This window comes from Stenotrophomonas genospecies 5 (genome assembly GCF_054473825.1).
In genome coordinates, this window is the sequence record NZ_JBTMUW010000001.1 from 2,726,826 (window position 1) to 2,743,730 (window position 16,905).

The following is a 16,905-nucleotide window of genomic DNA, read 5'->3' on the forward strand; positions in this document are numbered from 1 at the left end:
GCTCCTTCGATCAGATCGGGTAAGCGGGCGCCTCGCCCTTGACGGTCAACCACTGCCACTGCGTGAACTCCTCCCAGTTGGCGGGGCCGCCGATACTGGTGCCATTGCCGGATGCTCCGACACCGCCAAAGGGATTGATCACCTCGTCGTTCACGGTCTGATCGTTTATGTGCAGCAGTCCGGTGCGCAGGCGCTCACCGAGCTTCAGTGCGCGGCCGACATTGCTGGAAACGATGGCCATCGACAGGCCGTACTCGCTGTCGTTGGCCAGGCCCACGGCATCGTCGTCATCGTCGAACGGCACCACCACCGCCACCGGCGCGAAGATTTCTTCGTTGAACGCCGGATTGTCAGCAGCGACGTTGCCAAGCACGGTCGGCGCGAAGAACAGATCGCGATAGGTACCTCCGGCCTCCAGCGAGGCACCGGCCTGCACTGCCTGCTCGACCACGCGCGTGGCGTGGTCGCGCTGGCCGGCATTGATCAGCGGACCGATCGCCACGTCTTCGCGCGCCGGATCGCCCACCTTCAATGAATTGGCCTTGGCCACCAGCTTCTGCAGGAAAGCGGAGTGGATCTTCCGCTGCACCAGCACGCGGCCGGTCGCCATGCAGATCTGGCCCTGATGCAGGTAGACCCCCCACGCGGTGTTGGCCACCGCCAGGTCGAGGTCGGCATCATCGAGGATGATCAACGAGTTCTTGCCGCCCAGCTCCAACGAGACCTTCTTCAGATGCTTGCCCGCCGCCTCTCCGACCTTGCGCCCGGCGGCGGTGGAGCCGGTGAACTGGATCATCGCCACGTGCGGATCGCTGGTCAGCGCAGCGCCGGCCGCGCCATCACCGGGCAGCATGTGCAGAACGCCTGCCGGCAGGCCGGCCTGCTCGAACAGGCGTGCGATCACCGCCCCGCCGCACACCGCTGTGCGCGGGTCAGGTTTGAGTACCACCGCGTTGCCCAGCGCGATGGCCGGCGCCACCGCGCGCATGGCCAGATACAGCGGGAAGTTGAAAGGCGAGATGACCCCCACCACACCCAGCGGTCGGCGCCGCGCCAGATTCAGCCGGCCCGGCTCGGAAGGCAGAATCTCGCCGGTGCTGCGCGACGGCAGCGCCGCAGCCTCGTGCAGTGCCTTGATGGTCACCTTGGCCTCAAAACCTGCCTTCAGGCGGGTGGAGCCGCTTTCGCGTACCAGCCATTCGACCAGGGTGTCGATGTGTTCTTCGGCCAGGCGTGCCGCTTTGCGCAGCACTTCAGCGCGCTGTTCGTACGGAGCCGCCGCCCACGCCTGCTGCGCCTGCGCAGCGGCCGCCGCCGAGCGCGCCACCTGCGCCGGGTCGGCCAGGCCGATCTGGCCGAGCGTGTTACCGGTGGCCGGCTCGATCACCGGCTGCCGTTGCGCGGCCGCCTGCCACCGGCCGTCGAAGAGGGCGCCGGCCCAAAGGGCGTCCGGCAGCCACGGAGAAGATGCAGTCATGGGTGTCCTCCTGTGTCGTGCGTCCATTCCACGCCTACCGCCCGCAGCAGGCAATCGGCCATCTGCCGGTGGCCTGCAAAGGCTTGAATCGGCGGGGATTTGCAGCATGGCGACTGTCCAGTTCCTGGACAGTGAACAGCGCAGCGGCGGCACACTGCCTACAATGGCGACCTCGCCCGCCGATGTGCCCGCCATGACCGATACCGCCCTGCCCACCGACGACCCGATCGCCGCCACCCGCCTGTGGCTGGAGCGCATCGTCATCGGCCTGAACCTGTGTCCGTTCGCCAAGGCCGTATATGTGAAGGACCAGGTCCGCTTCGTGCTCAGTGATGCCACCACCCCCGAAGCACTGGTCGAACAGCTGGCCGAGGAACTGGTGCTGCTGCGGGACACGCCGGCCGAGCAGATCGACACCACCCTGATCGTGCACCCGCAGGTGCTGACGGATTTCCTGGACTACAACGACTTCCTCGACAACGCCGACGCGGCGATCGAGGCGCTCGATCTGCAGGGCATCCTGCAGGTGGCCAGCTTCCATCCGGACTACCAGTTCGAAGGCGTGGCCGCCAACGACGCCAGCAATTACACCAACCGCGCGCCCTATCCCACGCTGCACCTGCTGCGCGAGGACAGCGTGGCACGCGCGGTGGACGCCTTCCCCGATCCGGACGTGATCGTCGAGCGCAACATCCAGACGCTGGACCGCATCGGCGTGGACGGCTGGCATCGCCGCCTGCGTGGCGAAGACCTGTCATGAGCGCGGTTCCGCCGATCGCTGCCTGGCCTGCCGCGCCGCTGGCGGGCAAGGTGGTGCTGGTCACCGGTGGCGCCAATGGCATCGGCCGCGGCATCGCCCAGGCCGTGCTCGGTGCCGGCGGCCGCGTGCTGATCGGTGATCTGGATACGGAAGCCGGCCACGCCTGCCTGGCCGAATGGCATCGCGATGACGATGCGGCGTTCCAGCCCCTGGACATCACCGACGAAGCCAGCGTGCGCGCGTTCATCGCCACGGCGGTGCAGCGGTTTGGCGGCATCGATGGCCTGGTCAACAATGCCGGCATCGCCGGTGCGCACGGTACTCCGCTGCAGGACATGGCGTGGGACGAATGGCAGCGCCGCCTGTCATCGCTGCATGGCGCTTTCCTGTGCAGCCGGCATGCCCTGCCGGCACTGTCATCCGGTGGCGCCGGCGCCATCATCAACATCGCCTCGACCCGCGCCCGGCAGTCCGAAGCCCATAGCGAAGCCTATGCCGCGGCCAAGGGCGGACTGGTGGCATTCACCCACGCGCTGGCAATCAGCGCCGGACCGGCGGTACGGGTGAACAGCATCAGTCCGGGCTGGATCGGCACCAGCGAGTGGCAGGCGCCCTCCCGGCGCCATGCGCCCGAGTATTCGGCCATCGACCACGCACAGCATCCGGTCGGCCGCGTCGGCCGCCCGGAAGACATCGGCGCGCTGGCGGTGTACCTGTTGTCGCCGCTGTCCGGATTCACCACCGGCCAGGATTTCATCGTCGACGGCGGCATGACCCGCAGGATGATCTACGCCGAGTGACCGATGCCCGTCGAGGGGTGCCCGCCATGGGGGGCACCCCTCACAGCCGACGTGGGATCAGGCCATGCCCGAATGGCGCAGCAGCGCATCGATCTGCGGCGCACGGCCACGGAAGGCCTTGAAGTTCTCGGCCGCTGGACGGCTGCCCCCGCGCGAGAGGATCTCGTCGCGGAAACGTGCACCGGTCGCGGCCAATGCCTGCGGTGCTTCCTCGAACGCCGCATAGGCATCGGCACTGAGCACCTCGGCCCATTTGTAACTGTAGTAGCCGGCCGCATAGCCACCGGCGAAGATGTGGCTGAACTGATGCGGGAAGCGGTTCCAGGCTGGCGGATGATTCACCGCCACTTCGCCGCGCACGCGCTCCAGCAGTGCCAGCACACTGTCCTGCGTGGGCTCGAACTGGCTGTGCAGCAGCATGTCGAACAGACCGAACTCCAGCTGGCGGACAGTCGCCATGCCGCTGTGGAAATTGCGCGCGGCCAGCATGCGCTCATACAGCGCACGTGGCAGCGGTTCACCCGTCTCCACGTGCGCAGTCATGCGCTGCAGGTGGTCCCATTCCCAGCAGAAGTTCTCCATGAACTGGCTGGGGAGCTCCACCGCATCCCATTCCACGCCATTGATGCCGGCCACGCCCAGCTCACCAATCCGGGTCAGCAGCTGGTGCAGGCCATGGCCCATTTCATGGAACAGCGTGGTCACTTCATTGTGGCTGAACGTAGCCGGCCTGCCGTTGGCGCCGCGACCGAAGTTGCACACCAGGTACACCAGCGGCGTCTGCACGCTGCCATCGGCACGCTCGCGCCGGTTGCGGCAATCGTCCATCCACGCACCGCCGCGCTTGCCCTCACGGGCGTACAGATCCAGATAGAACTGGCCTACCAGCGCGTCCTGCGCATCGACCAGGCGGAAGAAGCGTACGTCCTCGTGCCAGACCGGCGCGCTGTCCTCCTGCACGCGCAGGCCATACAGCTGCTCGATCACCGAGAACAATCCACCCAGCACCTTCGGCTCGGTGAAGTACTGTTTCACCTCCTGCTCGGAATAGCTGTAGCGCGCCTGCTTCAGGCGGTCGGCCGCGAACGCCAGGTCCCAGGCCTGCAGGCTGTCGATGCCCAGGTGGTCACGCGCGAACTGCTCCAGTTCGGCACGGTCCCTGGCCGCGAACGGCTTGGCGCGCGACGCCAGGTCACGCAGGAAGCCCAGCACTTCGGCCGGGTCCTGCGCCATCTTGGTGGCCACCGAGTAGTCGGCGTAGGAATCAAAGCCGAGCAGTGCGGCCAGTTCAGCCCGCAGGGCCAGGATGCGGTCGATGTTGCCGCTGTTGTCCAACGCGTCATCGCCGAATTCGGAAGCGCGCTGCGCGCTGGCCCGGTACAGGATCTCGCGCAGGTCACGATCTTCGGCCCAGGTCTGTACCGGCAGATAACACGGCATCTGCAGCGTCAACTTCCAACCGTCCCTGCCATCGTTCGCCGCTGCCGCACGCGCGGCAGCCTTCACGTCGTCCGGCACGCCGGCCAGGCGTGCTTCGTCTTCCACGATCAACGACCACGCATCGGTGGCGTCCAGCACATTCTGCGAGAACTTCGCGGACAGCGCCGACAGTTCTTCCTTGATCGCGGCGAACCGCTGCTGGGCGTCCGGCGCCAGCTCCGCGCCCCCCAGGCGGAAGTCGCGCAGCGTATTGTCCAGCACCTTGCGCCTGGCCTCATCGAAGGTCCCCGCCTCCGGGCCGGTGGCCAGTGCCTGGTACTGGCGGTACAGCGCCAGGTTCTGGCCCAGCGCACTGGCGAAGCGGGTCACCCGCGGCAGGTTGCTGTTGTAGGCCTCGCGCAGTTCCGGCGTATTGACCACGCCCTGCAGGTGGCCGACCAGGCCCCAGGCGCGCCACAGCCGCTCGGTGGCATCGTCCAGCGGGACCACGAAGGTGTCCCAGCGGACCGGCTGCACCTGCTCGGCTGCGTTGACGGCGGCCTCGGCCTCGGCCAGCAGCACGTCCAGCGCCGGCGCCACGTGCTCGGGGCGGATCGCCTCGAAGCGCGGCAGGCCGGAGAAATCGAGCAGGGGGTTGGCAGCGGTCACGGCAGATCTCCAGTTACGGGCCCGAGGGGCGGGCAGCCCAGTGGATATGGCGCTGGCCGGGGCCGCAGACAAGGGGTGCCTGCCGATCATTCACGTCGGCCTTACGGTGTCGCGCGGAAGCTCTGGCTGCGGGGGAGTCCGCAGCGGAACATGCCGATAGAGGCCCCACATGGAAGGTCTGGCTCAGGTTGCGACCGCGTTGCCGGTCCGGTCGCTGGCGCTGTCTGCCAGCGCGGAGGAGTTGTCCTGGATCGCCACATTGTGCGATCCCGGCGATGATGCCCCGCGCCATCTGCAGCAGCTGCAGGTGCTCATGCAGCAGGGCGGCATCCTCAACGATGAGCAGGAGTGGTACCCGTTCGAGGTGATCGAACGCGGTGCCCGCCACCTGCACCCGGGGCACGAGCGCGAGTTCGTGATCTGCGTGCTGCTGTGGCTGCAGGCGCTGGCCCAGGACCGCATCAGCAGCCTGGACCCACGGCTGCACCTGGATGATCGCGCGATGGACATCGAGGCGCTGCCTGATGCGCTGCGCGATGTGGTGCTCGACGCGTTCACTGCGGCGGGATACTGATCGGGATGCGCCGCTGCGCTCGCCGGGCGTGGCCCGGCGCTGCCGGGATCGACGGGCTCTGGTAGCGCCGGGCCATGCCCGGCGGAGGCACCGCAGGCTTACAGCGCTTCCAGGCTGCAGCACGGCAGCGCAGGCAGGCCCTGACCCGCCACGGCCGCGGCCAGCTGCGCATCGGCACCGTCCACATCGATGCCCTGTCGTGCGTACCACGCCGGGTCGTAATAGCTCTGCGCGTAGCGCTCGCCACTGTCGCACAGGATGCTGACGATGCTGCCGTGGCGGCCGGCTTCGCGCATCCACTGCGCCGCCTGCAGCACACCGATGAAGTTGGTGCCGGTGGAGCCTCCCACGCGCCGACCGAGCTGCCGGCTGACGTGGCGCATGGCTGCCAGGCTCAATGCATCCGGCACCTTCACCATCGCATCGACGCTGGTTGGAATGAAGCTCGGCTCCACCCGCGGTCGGCCGATGCCTTCCACACGGGAGCCACCGCTGCAGGTCAGGTCACGCCACTGCTGCTCGCCCGCCACCGCCGCCTGGTAGCCCTCGAAGAACACCGAGATCTCCGGATCCGCGCAGAGGATGCGGGTGTCGTGCCGACGGTAGCTGACGTAGCGGCCCAGCGTGGCCGCAGTGCCGCCGGTGCCTGGGCTGCACACGATCCACTCGGGTACCGGGCTGGGCTCTTCGGCCATCTGCTTGAAGATGGACTCGGCGATGTTGTTGTTGGCGCGCCAGTCAGTGGCCCGTTCGGCGTAGGTGAACTGGTCCATGAAGTGACCGCCGGTTTCGCGCGCCAGCCGTTCCGATTCGCAGTTGAGATCACAGGCGCGCTCGACCAGGTGGCAGCGGCCACCATGGAATTCGATGGCAGCGATCTTTTCCGGCGAGGTCGTGGCCGGAATCACCGCGATGAAGGGCAGCCCCAGCAGGCGTGCGAAATACGCTTCGGACACCGCGGTCGAGCCGCTCGACGCCTCGATCACCGGCCGCCCTTCGCGCAGCCAGCCGTTGGCCAGCGCGTACAGGAACAGCGAACGCGCCAAGCGGTGCTTGAGGCTGCCGGTGGGGTGGCTGGATTCATCCTTCAGGTAGACATCGATGCCTTCGAACCCGGGCAGCGCCATCGGGATCAGGTGGGTATCGGCGGACCGGTTGAAATCGGCTTCGATCTTGCGGATGGCGGCGGCCACCCATTCACGCTGCGACATGGCGGGCAATCGTTGTCAGGACGGAACGGTGCGATCCGGCCATTGTACGTCGCGGTGCCGTCAGGTGCTGGCCGGTAGAATGAGGCCATCCGGCCGGCAACGGCCCTGTCTGAAGGACTCCCCATGACCATTCCCGCCCTGCGCGATGTTCCCGGCGTCGCCGCCCAGGCCCCGGCCGAAACCACCGGCTTCGTGTTCAACCACACCATGCTGCGGGTCAAGGACATCACTGCCTCGCTGGACTTCTACACCCGCGTTCTCGGCTACCAGCTGATCGACAAGCGTGACTTCCCGGAGGCCCAGTTCAGCCTGTACTTCCTGGCTTACGTGCCGGCTGGCGCGCTGGTACCGGAAGACGACAGCCAGCGCCGCCGGTGGATGGCCGGCCTTCCGGGCGTGCTGGAACTGACCCACAACCACGGCACCGAGAACCAGGACGGCGCGGCCTACCACGACGGCAACAGCGACCCGCGCGGCTTCGGCCACATCTGCGTGTCGGTGCCGGACATCGAGGCCGCCTGCCAGCGCTTCGAGGCCCTCGGCGTCACCTTCCAGAAGCGCCTGACCGACGGCCGCATGAAGAACCTGGCCTTCATCAAGGACCCGGACGGCTACTGGGTCGAGATCATCGCCAACGCCTGACCCGGAAAGGGGCACAATTCCGGTAGCGCCGGGCCATGCCCGGCGCTACCGACTCCGTCCCCTTTTTTTGCGAGGTTCGTATGGAAACGATGGAACTGCACCGTGGTCGCCTGATCGACCACATCCAGCTGGTGGTGCGTGATCTGGCCGCCAGCCGCCGCTTCTACCAGGCGGTGTTCGACACCATCGGCATCCCGATCGCCGGCGAAGGCGATGACTACTTCTGGGCCGACGAGCTGTTCATTTCCAGCGCCAGCAGCGAGGCTGCGGCCGGCCAGTTGACCGGTCGCCACCACCTGGCCTTCCAGGCCCGCGATGCCGCCACCGTGGATGCCTTCCACACCGCCGCGATCGCCGCCGGCGGCACCGACAACGGCGCGCCGGGCGAGCGTCCCTACCATCCGGGCTACTACGGGGCGTTCGTGCTGGATCCGGATGGCAACAACATCGAGGTGGTCTACCACGGCCCGGCGAACTACAGCGCGGAATCGGTCAAGGTGACGTTCTAGGCCCTGGCTGCGATCGGAGCTACCCGGTGCCGACGCGGTGTCCGCTTGGATGCGCGCGGCGCCCTCAGATCCCCAATGCGCGCATATGCACACGGCCGGCCACCAGCTCCATCGAACTGGTGACCGCCAAGGGTGCCCACGCGGCCTGTCCGGCTCCCGCATAGATGCCGTGTTCGGACAGCAACGTCTGCACCACATCCATTGGATTGGAGACGCTCAGTGGTGAAGCAGCGCGCCGAAGGACCTCCGGCTCCCCAGGCCTTCTGACAGTGACGGCCGCGTCATCCAGTAGATTCCGCAGCGTGCGCCAGTCATAAAGCGCGATACCATCGTGGGTCACCTGCAGGTCAACATGCGCGATGTTGTGGACCAGCAGGAAACTGCTGTTGGCGGCGGTCACGCCCGACAACCCGCGTGACGCCCACAGGGGCTCCAGCCGGCCATCTTCCAGGCAGGCCTTGGCCCCTCGCAGCTGCCGCAGGCCATCGCTGAGATCCTTCTGCAGCGCCGCTACCACGCTGTCCAGATACCCCACCTCGCCCCTGGCGGCGTGCTTGGCCTGAATGAAGTAGTGATGCTGCAACAGCGAGTCGTGAAGGATGTATTCCACATCCAGATCGGCTGGCGGATCCTTCAATACATGGTGCTTCTGGATTCCCTCGTGGACGGAATAGCGCTGCGGCTGGATCAGCTGGCGTTCCAGGCGGCTTCGGATGTAGTTCCGTTCGAATCCATCACCGCCGATCAGCCTGCGCAGCAGCTCGGTCTCACCGGTCGACTGCGCGAACTGCACCAGCACACAGCGCAGCGCCTTGTCCCAGCCACCGGCCAGCATGTAGCCCGTCGGCCCCGGCACCACCATCCAATCGGTTCTCAATCCTTTTGACTGCCACGCCAGGATGGTCTGCAGGACATCATCCAGGTCCGCTTCGCGCAGCTGTGCTCGTCCAATGAACATCTCTCCTGCTCCATGGCGGGAAAGCATGAAAACGACCAGACGAGCAGCGTCATGGGCAAAGGCCATGCTTCTGTGCGAGGTGGCATCCGATTCCAGAAACGCCCAGGTAACGGTCAGTGCCCGGTCCAGTACCGCATGGGTCAGCAACTCATCCAGTTGCGTGGAACGACCTGCGGCCTGAGCGGAGCACTCGGCAATACGGACCATCAACGCCATCTCGCTGTTGCTGTCCAGCCACCGCGCGAACCAGACCTGCTTCAGCAGACCCAGGCTATGGTCATCGCCGGGTTCAAGCAGCAGCGATCCGTCACTCTGCCGGGAGGCGCACGCCAATCCGGAAAGCACCAGCGCAAGCGCCTCGCTCAGCAGCATGACCTGCAGGGTCTGGCATACAACGTCGTCCTGCGATGGATCGCCCGCTCCGCACTGGGCAAGCTCCAACAGGTCGGAGAGGCGCTCCAGCTGGATCTGCGCCGATGCCTGCGCACATTGCGGGAACGGCTCGGCGCCGCCCTGCCCGTGCCGCACGCTGGTCGCGATGCGCTCTACACAGGCACCGGCAGGCAGGATGATGGAGAGCTGATCCTGCAACTTCGCATGCAGTGCCGGCAACAGCGGCAATACGGCAGCCCGCTGCGCGTCGTACCAGCGCGCAAGCTCACACAGGGCGTCGTAGTCCGGGCGTGTTTCAAGCAACCGGCGCAGATGCTTTTCAATGCTGTCCACCGCGCGGAACTCCAGCGGCCGCTTCAGCAGGCTGTGCAGCGGGCCCAGTAATTCCCTTCTCGCATTCTGGAACATTCCATTTCCTCTCGCTGTCTGCAACGTGCACGTTCACGCCTGATCAGACTAGCCGAATCAAAGCGCGCACAGGAGAACGGCCAGGTGCATCCGCACCCGGCCGTTGTTCTGCTACCAGCGAGGCTTCTGTTGCAGCGTCAATGCGCGGCCATGTAGATGTCCTGCAGCACGGCCTTTTCCAGCTCCAGCTCGCCCAGCAGATTCTTCACGATGTCGCCCAGGCTGAGGATGCCGACCAGGCGCGTGCCATCGGTGACCATCAGATGACGGCGCCGCGAGTACGTCATCAACGACATAGCCTGCTTCAGGGTGGCCTCCGGTGCGATGCCTTCCAGTCCCGTGGACGGCAGGGTGGAAATCACCCGGCGGCCGGCCTGCGGGCCATCGTCAGCCAGGGTACGCACGATGTCTTTCTCGGAGATGATGCCGACCGGCGCATCATCCTTCATCACCACCAGGGCAGCGATCCTGTTCGCGCTCATCTTGTGGGCGGCGGCACCGATGGTGTCTTCCGCATCGATGGTGATGACAGCTTCTTTCTTGGATTGCAGGAGTTCGCGGACGTTCATTCTTGTTTCCTGGTGCAGGTCACTGAAGTCAAAAAAGTGTGCTCTTCCGATACGCCCCCTCCCCGGGAACAGACCTTTCAGCGCACGTCTGGCGCACCGGCTGCGCGCTCCTGGACCGGACCGGCAGACCACGTGCTGCAACGCCAACGAGGCGGGTCCGGCAGCGCAACCCGTATCTCGGTCGGATCGATTCTACGACTGCCGACCACGGCCACTACCGGCACCGATGGGACAGTTCGTCGTGGGAACCCACCGACGATCCAGAGAATGGCACCGCCGCTGAAACCGAGGCTGAACACCGGCGGCTCCGCGCACTCAAGATTGATCTTCCGCGGCCGGGCACGGACAGAACGGCCCTGCGCCGTCCCACTTCGGGTGGGCCGGCGAAAGGCGCAGCCTCCCGCCGGCCACCGGGGTTACTTCGAGCAACGCCCGTTCTGGGCCATCTTCAGCTGCATCACCTGGCTGCGGCCTTCCGCTTCCGGAACAACGGTCAGCTTCGCGCCGCCAACGAACACGCCCATCTTGATCGACTGCTGGATGAAGTAGTTGCGACCGGCTTCGGTAAACAGCTTGAGGTCGTTGGGCGAGAACTCCGACTCGGTGGAGATCACATGTTCCTGGTCACCGGCAACCTGGGTATAGAAGAACACCTTGTCGGCGGTTTCGCCCAGGCACTGCCCATCGATCAGCACGTCCTTCTTCAGTGCCTTGCCGACGAAACTGTTGCGGAACACATACACCCCGGACTTGCCGTCCTGCGGTGCCGGGAAGGTCTTGGCCGTGTCCACCACGCTCTTCTCGGTCATCGGAACGCTCGCGCAACCGGACAGCGCACTGATTGCCACCGCCAACGCGACTCCATGCAGCTTTTTCATCTACAGCCCCTGTAATGCGCGCCATCGCGCGCGGAATGGACATGGCCAGGCACACCCTTTGCGGGTGTGCACTGCCAATAGTGAAATGAAGCTCCGGCATCACTGTGCAGGGCATGGATCGTCGCATGGCCGCCTGCACAGGCGTCCTCCGTGATGCGCGGGTTCGGACGCAGAGAATGCCATGCCGGCATGAAAAAAGGGCGGCCCATCGGGCCGCCCTCGTCGGTACTGCCAGCAGATCGGCCAAGCCTTACTCCACCGTCACGCTCTTGGCCAGGTTGCGCGGCTTGTCCACGTCGGTGCCACGCGCCAGTGCGGTGTGGTAGGCCAGCAGCTGCACCGGAATGGTATGCACCACCGGACTGAGCACACCCGCGTGGCGCGGCGTACGGATCACATGCACGCCTTCGCTTTCGGAGAAGTTGCTGTCCTGGTCGGCGAACACGAACAGCTCGCCTCCCCGCGCGCGGACTTCCTGCATGTTCGACTTCACCTTCTCCAGCAGGCTGTCGTTGGGGGCGATCACCACCACCGGCATGTCCTCGTCCACCAGCGCCAGCGGACCGTGCTTGAGCTCGCCCGCCGGATACGCCTCGGCATGGATGTAGGAGATCTCCTTGAGCTTGAGCGAACCTTCCAGTGCGATCGGATAGTGCAGTCCACGGCCCAGGAACAGCGCGTTGGATTTGCGCGCGAAGCGCTCGGCCCAGGCCGCGATCTGCGGCTCCAGGTTCAACGCGTGCTGCACGCTGCCCGGCAGGAAGCGCAGCTGCTCCAGATAGTCGGCTTCCTGTGCGGCATCGACGCGCCCATGCAGCTTGCCCAGCACCACGGTCAGCTGGAACAGCGCGGCCAGCTGGGTAGTGAACGCCTTGGTCGAAGCCACGCCGATCTCGGCCCCGGCACGGGTATAGCAGACCAGTTCACTGGCGCGTGGAATCGCGCTTTCCGGCACGTTGCAGATCGACAGCGTGTGCTGGTGGCCGAGCGACTTGGCGTACTTCAGCGCCTCCATCGTGTCCAGCGTTTCGCCGGACTGGGAGATCGTCACCACCAGGTGCTTCGGGTTCGCATACGCCGCGCGGTAGCGGTACTCGCTGGCGATCTCCACGCTGCACGGCAGGCCGGCGATGGACTCGATCCAGTAGCGCGCGGTCAGGCCGGCGTAGTAGCTGGTGCCGCACGCCAGGATCTGCACGCCTTCGATGCCCGCCAGCACCGCCTCGGCATTCCTGCCGAACAGCTCGGCCGGGAAGCCACCGGCGTCGATCGCCGCCTCGATGGTGTCACCCAGCGCGCGCGGCTGCTCGTGGATTTCCTTCTGCATGAAATGGCGGTAAGGGCCAAGTTCCAGCGAGGCCAGCGACACGTCGGACAGGTGCACCTCGCGCTGTACCGGATGATCGTGCTCGTCGAAGATGCGCACACCCTCGCGGCGCACCTCGGCCGTGTCGCCCTCCTCCAGGAAGATCACCTTGCGGGTGGCCGAGATCACCGCCGAGACATCGGAGGCAACGAAATTCTCGCCCTCGCCCAGGCCGACCAGCAGCGGGCAGCCCATGCGTGCGCAGACGAAGCGTTCCGGCTCGGCGCGGCTGACCACGGCCAGCGCATAGGCGCCGGTCAGTTCCTTCACGGTGCGCTGCAGCGCCACCAGCAGATCGTCACCGCTCTGCAGATGATGATGGATCAGGTGGGCGATCACTTCGGTGTCGGTCTGCGACTCGAAGGTGTAGCCCAGCGCGCGCAGCCGCTCGCGCTGTTCTTCATGGTTCTCGATGATGCCGTTGTGGACCAGGGCCACGCCCTGGCTGATGTGCGGATGCGCATTGGCCTCGGTGACGCCGCCATGGGTGGCCCAACGCGTATGGCCGATACCCAGCTGCGCATTGAACCCCTCGGCGGCGGCGGCAGCGGCCATCTCGGCGACCCGGCCGGTGCGGCGGACGCGGTGCACGTCAGGGCGATCGGTCGCGTCGATCACCGCGATGCCTGAAGAATCGTAGCCGCGGTACTCCAGTCGCTTCAGACCTTCGATCAGCACCGGCACCACGTCGCGATCAGCGATCGCTCCCACGATTCCACACATGTCACGCATTTCCTTGAAGACGGTCGCGGCATTCTAGCGTGCGTGTCCGGTTTCCCCCTCCTGTCCGCTTAATGAATGTGTCCGCACAGGTGTCCGCGGACACCCGGACACCGCCACTCGAATTGCAACTTATTGATAGGAAAGGAAATAAAGTTGGCACGCAACGTGCTTGGTATGGATCACCACCGTCAGGCACGAACCCGATGATCCGCGACACTTCCGCCCAGGACCAGATCGTTTCCTCCACCCCGGCCCGCCCGACCGCCGCCGCCTGGCATCGCTACCGTTGGCCGGCACTGGGCAGCATCGCCCTGCTCGCCGGCATCGGCTGGGCCGTGTACGCCTGGGCAAACGCCAGCCGCTCGTTCGACAGCAGCCGGGTGCGCATCGCCGAAGTGCAACGTGGCGACCTGGTGCGTGACATCGCTGCCGACGGCCGTGTGATCGCCGCCAACAGCCCGGTGCTGTATGCGATCTCCGCCGGTACCGTGGACCTGAAGGTCGTGGCCGGCGACGTGGTCAAGAAGGGACAGGAGCTGGCCATCATCGACAGCCCGGAACTGCGCAGCAAGCTGGCCCAGGAACAGGCCACCCTGGCTGGCCTGGAAGCCGAGGCCAGCCGCGCCGCGCTGGACGCAACGCTGGCCCGCGCCAAATCGCGCAAGGAAACCGATCAGGCCACCATCGAGCGCCAGGCTGCCGATCGCGACCTGCAACGCTACCAGCGCGGCTTCGACGGCGGTGCGGTGCCGCAGATCGACCTGGCCAAGGCCCAGGACAGCCTGAAGAAGGCCGACATCAGCCTTGCCAACGCCACCACCGATGCCCGCCTGCAGAGCCAGGGCGCCGACCTGGATGCACGCAACAAGCGGTTGCTGGCCGATCGCCAGAAGGCGGTGGTGGCCGAAGTGCAGCGCCAGGTCGATGCGCTGACCCTGCGCGCGCCGTTCGATGGCCAGGTGGGCCAGGTACAGGCCACCCAGTCCACCAACCTGGCGGCCAATGCGCCGGTGCTGGGCGTGGTGGACCTGTCCAAGTTCGAAGTCGAGATCAAGGTTCCGGAAAGCTTCGCTCGTGATCTGGCCATCGGCATGCCCGCACAGCTCACCGGCGGCAACGGCCAGCCGTTCCCGGGCGAGATCAGCGCGGTGTCGCCGGAAGTGGTGAACGGCGAGGTCAATGCCCGCGTGCGCTTCGCCGACAAGCAGCCCGAAGGCCTGCGCCAAAGCCAGCGCATGTCGGTCCGGGTGCTGCTGGATACCCGCAAGAACGTGCTGAAGGTCGAGCGCGGCCCGTTCGTCGAACAGGGCAACGGCGTGGCCTACGTGATGGATGGCCGCACGGCGGTGCGCCGTCCGGTGGAACTGGGCGTCAGCAGCCTGGGCGAAGTGGAAATCAAGTCGGGTGTGCAGCCGGGCGACCGTATCGTGGTCTCCGGCAGCGACCTGTTCAAGGACGCCGAACGCGTCTCCGTCAACTGATACATCCTGGAGAGAGGACACCCCATGTACATGCTCGAAATGCGTTCGGTCGCCAAGGTCTTCCGCACTGAACAGGTGGAAACCCATGCACTGCGCTCGCTGGAACTGCAGGTCAAGGAGGGCGAGTTCGTCGCCGTCACCGGTCCCTCCGGCTCCGGCAAGACCACCTTCCTCAACATCGCCGGCCTGCTGGAGACCTTCACCAGCGGCACCTACCTGCTTGATGGCGAGGATGTCAGCCAGCTCGGTGATGATGCGCGCAGCCGCCTGCGCAACCAGAAGATCGGCTTCATCTTCCAGGGCTTCAACCTGATTCCGGACCTGAACCTGTTCGACAACGTCGACGTGCCGCTTCGCTACCGCAAGATGAGTGCCGGCGAGCGCCGTGAGCGCATCGAGAAGGCGCTGACCCAGGTCGGCCTGGGCTCACGCATGAAGCACTACCCGAACGAACTGTCCGGCGGCCAGCAGCAGCGCGCGGCGATTGCCCGTGCCCTCGCCGGCAGCCCGCGCCTGCTGCTGGCCGACGAACCGACCGGCAACCTGGATACGCAGATGGCACGTGGCGTGATGGAGCTGCTGGAGGAAATCAACGCGGCCGGCACCACCATCGTCATGGTCACCCATGATCCGGAACTGGCCGCGCGTGCGCAGCGCAACGTGCACATCGTCGATGGCCAGGTCACCGACCTGGTGCGCGAGCCGGTGCTGGCCACCCCGCGCCGCATCGTCGCCGTCAACGAGTGAGGGCATGCCCATGTTCGCCTACTACGCTCGACTGGCGGTACGCAGCTTCCGCCGCAACAAGGTACTGACCGCGCTGATGGTGGTGGCCATCGCACTGGGCATCGGTGCCTCGATGACCACTCTGACCGTGTTCCATGTCCTGTCCGGCGATCCGATTCCGGAGAAGAGCGACCGCCTGTTCTACGCGCAGCTCGATCCGCGGCCGCGCTCCGGCTACCTGACGGACGAGGAGCCGGAAGGCCAGATGACGCGGTTCGACGCCGAAGCCCTGCTGCGCGAGAAGCGCGCCGTGCACCAGGCGATGATGAGTGGCGGCAGTGCCATCGTCGAGCCGGAGGGCAGCACCCTCAAGCCGTTCTCGGTGGATACGCGCTGGACCTCGGCGGACTTCTTCCCGATGTTCAACGTGCCGATGCAGTACGGCCGCGCCTGGTCTGCCAGCGACGACGATGCACACAGCCGCGTGGTGGTGCTGTCCAAGGCCATCAATGAAAAGCTGTTCCAGGGCGCCAACAGCGTGGGCCGCGAGATCCGCGTGAACAGCCAGTCGCTGCGCGTGATCGGCGTGATGAAGGAATGGAATCCCGAACCGCAGTTCTTCGACCTGACCACCGGTTCCTACGGCAAGGACGAGGACCTGCTGGTGCCGTTCTCCACTGCCATGGATCTGGATTTCGGCAACAACGGCAACATGAACTGCTTCCGCGACGGCGGCCCGGGCGGCGACAGCCACTCGCTCAGTGCGGCCTGCACCTGGATCCAGTACTGGGTCGAGCTGGAGCCGGGCAAGGTCGATGACTACCGCCGCTATCTGGTGAACTACTCCGACCAGCAGCGCGCTGCAGGCCGCTTCGAGCGTCCCGCCAACGTGCGTGTGCGCAGCGTCATGGAGTGGCTGGACTTCAACGGTGCGGTGCCCAGCGACGTGCGCCTGCAGATGTGGCTGGCGCTGGGCTTCCTGGGCGTGTGCCTGGTCAATACGGTCGGTCTGCTGCTGGCCAAGTTCCTGCGCCGCAGCGGTGAGATCGGCGTGCGGCGTGCGCTGGGTGCCAGCCGTGGGCAGATCTTCCTGCAGTGCCTGGTCGAAGCCGGTGCCATCGGTGTGGTCGGCGGTGTGCTCGGCATCGGCCTGGCCCTGATCGGTCTGGCCGCAGTGCGCAGGCAGCCGGTGGAGTACGCCCAGCTGGCCCATCTGGACGGCAGCATGCTGCTGCTCGCCCTCGGCCTGACCCTGCTGGCCAGCCTGGCCGCCGGATTCCTTCCGGCCTGGCGTGCCATGCAGGTCACCCCCGCCATCCAGCTCAAGTCGCAGTAAGCACAA

Annotated in this window: 15 protein-coding genes; 8 read left to right on the forward strand and 7 right to left on the reverse strand. The window is 66.1% G+C overall.

Features of this window, described 5'->3' with window-relative positions:
- Positions 1-10 precede the first annotated feature (10 nt).
- The gene (locus tag ACX9OW_RS12500; RefSeq protein WP_459062335.1) at positions 11-1,477 is read right to left on the reverse strand and encodes a benzaldehyde dehydrogenase; all 1,467 of its coding nucleotides are present in this window, start codon (positions 1,475-1,477) and stop codon (positions 11-13) included.
- A gap of 193 nt (positions 1,478-1,670) precedes the next feature.
- Between ACX9OW_RS12500 and ACX9OW_RS12505 the strand changes: the two genes are divergently transcribed.
- Positions 1,671-2,237: a DUF1415 domain-containing protein gene (locus ACX9OW_RS12505; RefSeq protein ID WP_164150708.1), complete on the forward strand. Its 567-nt coding sequence runs from the start codon at positions 1,671-1,673 to the stop codon at positions 2,235-2,237.
- Positions 2,234-3,037, forward strand: coding sequence for an SDR family oxidoreductase (locus ACX9OW_RS12510; RefSeq protein WP_277381097.1), 804 nt, complete (start codon positions 2,234-2,236; stop codon positions 3,035-3,037). Before ACX9OW_RS12505 ends, ACX9OW_RS12510 begins: the two co-directional genes overlap by 4 nt.
- 57 nt (positions 3,038-3,094) lie before the next feature.
- Here ACX9OW_RS12510 and ACX9OW_RS12515 read toward each other — a convergent pair whose 3' ends face one another.
- A complete protein-coding gene (locus tag ACX9OW_RS12515; protein ID WP_459062336.1) occupies positions 3,095-5,125 on the reverse strand; it encodes a M3 family metallopeptidase in 2,031 nt (676 codons plus the stop codon).
- 169 nt (positions 5,126-5,294) lie between these two features.
- Between ACX9OW_RS12515 and ACX9OW_RS12520 the strand changes: the two genes are divergently transcribed.
- Positions 5,295-5,699, forward strand: coding sequence for a hypothetical protein (locus ACX9OW_RS12520; protein ID WP_459062337.1), 405 nt, complete (start codon positions 5,295-5,297; stop codon positions 5,697-5,699).
- Positions 5,700-5,797: 98 nt separating this feature from the next.
- Here the strand turns inward: ACX9OW_RS12520 and ACX9OW_RS12525 are convergent, their stop codons facing one another.
- Positions 5,798-6,910, reverse strand: a complete 1,113-nt coding sequence (locus ACX9OW_RS12525) for a PLP-dependent cysteine synthase family protein (RefSeq protein WP_065175188.1) — start codon at positions 6,908-6,910, stop codon at positions 5,798-5,800.
- Positions 6,911-7,033: 123 nt separating this feature from the next.
- Between ACX9OW_RS12525 and gloA the strand changes: the two genes are divergently transcribed.
- Positions 7,034-7,552: a lactoylglutathione lyase gene (gloA, locus tag ACX9OW_RS12530; protein WP_065175189.1), complete on the forward strand. Its 519-nt coding sequence runs from the start codon at positions 7,034-7,036 to the stop codon at positions 7,550-7,552.
- 80 nt (positions 7,553-7,632) lie between these two features.
- A complete protein-coding gene (locus ACX9OW_RS12535) occupies positions 7,633-8,061 on the forward strand; it encodes a VOC family protein (RefSeq protein WP_065175190.1) in 429 nt (142 codons plus the stop codon).
- A 64-nt stretch (positions 8,062-8,125) separates the two neighbouring features.
- On the opposite strand, the gene ACX9OW_RS12540 is transcribed toward ACX9OW_RS12535, so the two are convergent.
- The 4 genes from ACX9OW_RS12540 to glmS form a co-directional block, all read right to left on the reverse strand.
- Positions 8,126-9,820, reverse strand: coding sequence for a hypothetical protein (locus ACX9OW_RS12540; protein ID WP_459062338.1), 1,695 nt, complete (start codon positions 9,818-9,820; stop codon positions 8,126-8,128).
- A 137-nt stretch (positions 9,821-9,957) separates the two neighbouring features.
- Positions 9,958-10,389, reverse strand: a complete 432-nt coding sequence (locus tag ACX9OW_RS12545) for a CBS domain-containing protein (protein ID WP_053518718.1) — start codon at positions 10,387-10,389, stop codon at positions 9,958-9,960.
- A gap of 416 nt (positions 10,390-10,805) precedes the next feature.
- On the reverse strand, positions 10,806-11,267 hold the full coding sequence (locus tag ACX9OW_RS12550) for a DUF2846 domain-containing protein (RefSeq protein WP_053518720.1): 462 nt from the start codon (positions 11,265-11,267) through the stop codon (positions 10,806-10,808).
- A gap of 250 nt (positions 11,268-11,517) precedes the next feature.
- Positions 11,518-13,356 carry a glutamine--fructose-6-phosphate transaminase (isomerizing) gene (gene glmS, locus ACX9OW_RS12555; protein WP_065181785.1) on the reverse strand — a complete coding sequence of 613 codons (1,839 nt, stop codon included), beginning with the start codon at positions 13,354-13,356 and terminating at the stop codon, positions 11,518-11,520.
- 203 nt (positions 13,357-13,559) lie between these two features.
- On the opposite strand from glmS, the gene ACX9OW_RS12560 reads away from it, so the two are divergent.
- Genes ACX9OW_RS12560 through ACX9OW_RS12570 form a run of 3 tightly spaced genes read left to right on the forward strand, consistent with a single transcriptional unit; the run spans position 13,560 to position 16,899 of the window.
- Entirely contained in the window at positions 13,560-14,837 is a 1,278-nt protein-coding gene (locus ACX9OW_RS12560) for an efflux RND transporter periplasmic adaptor subunit (RefSeq protein ID WP_053518722.1), read from the forward strand.
- A gap of 24 nt (positions 14,838-14,861) precedes the next feature.
- Entirely contained in the window at positions 14,862-15,584 is a 723-nt protein-coding gene (locus tag ACX9OW_RS12565) for an ABC transporter ATP-binding protein (protein ID WP_053518723.1), read from the forward strand.
- A 10-nt stretch (positions 15,585-15,594) separates the two neighbouring features.
- Positions 15,595-16,899: an ABC transporter permease gene (locus tag ACX9OW_RS12570; RefSeq protein WP_053518747.1), complete on the forward strand. Its 1,305-nt coding sequence runs from the start codon at positions 15,595-15,597 to the stop codon at positions 16,897-16,899.
- The last annotated feature ends 6 nt before the right edge of the window (positions 16,900-16,905 follow it).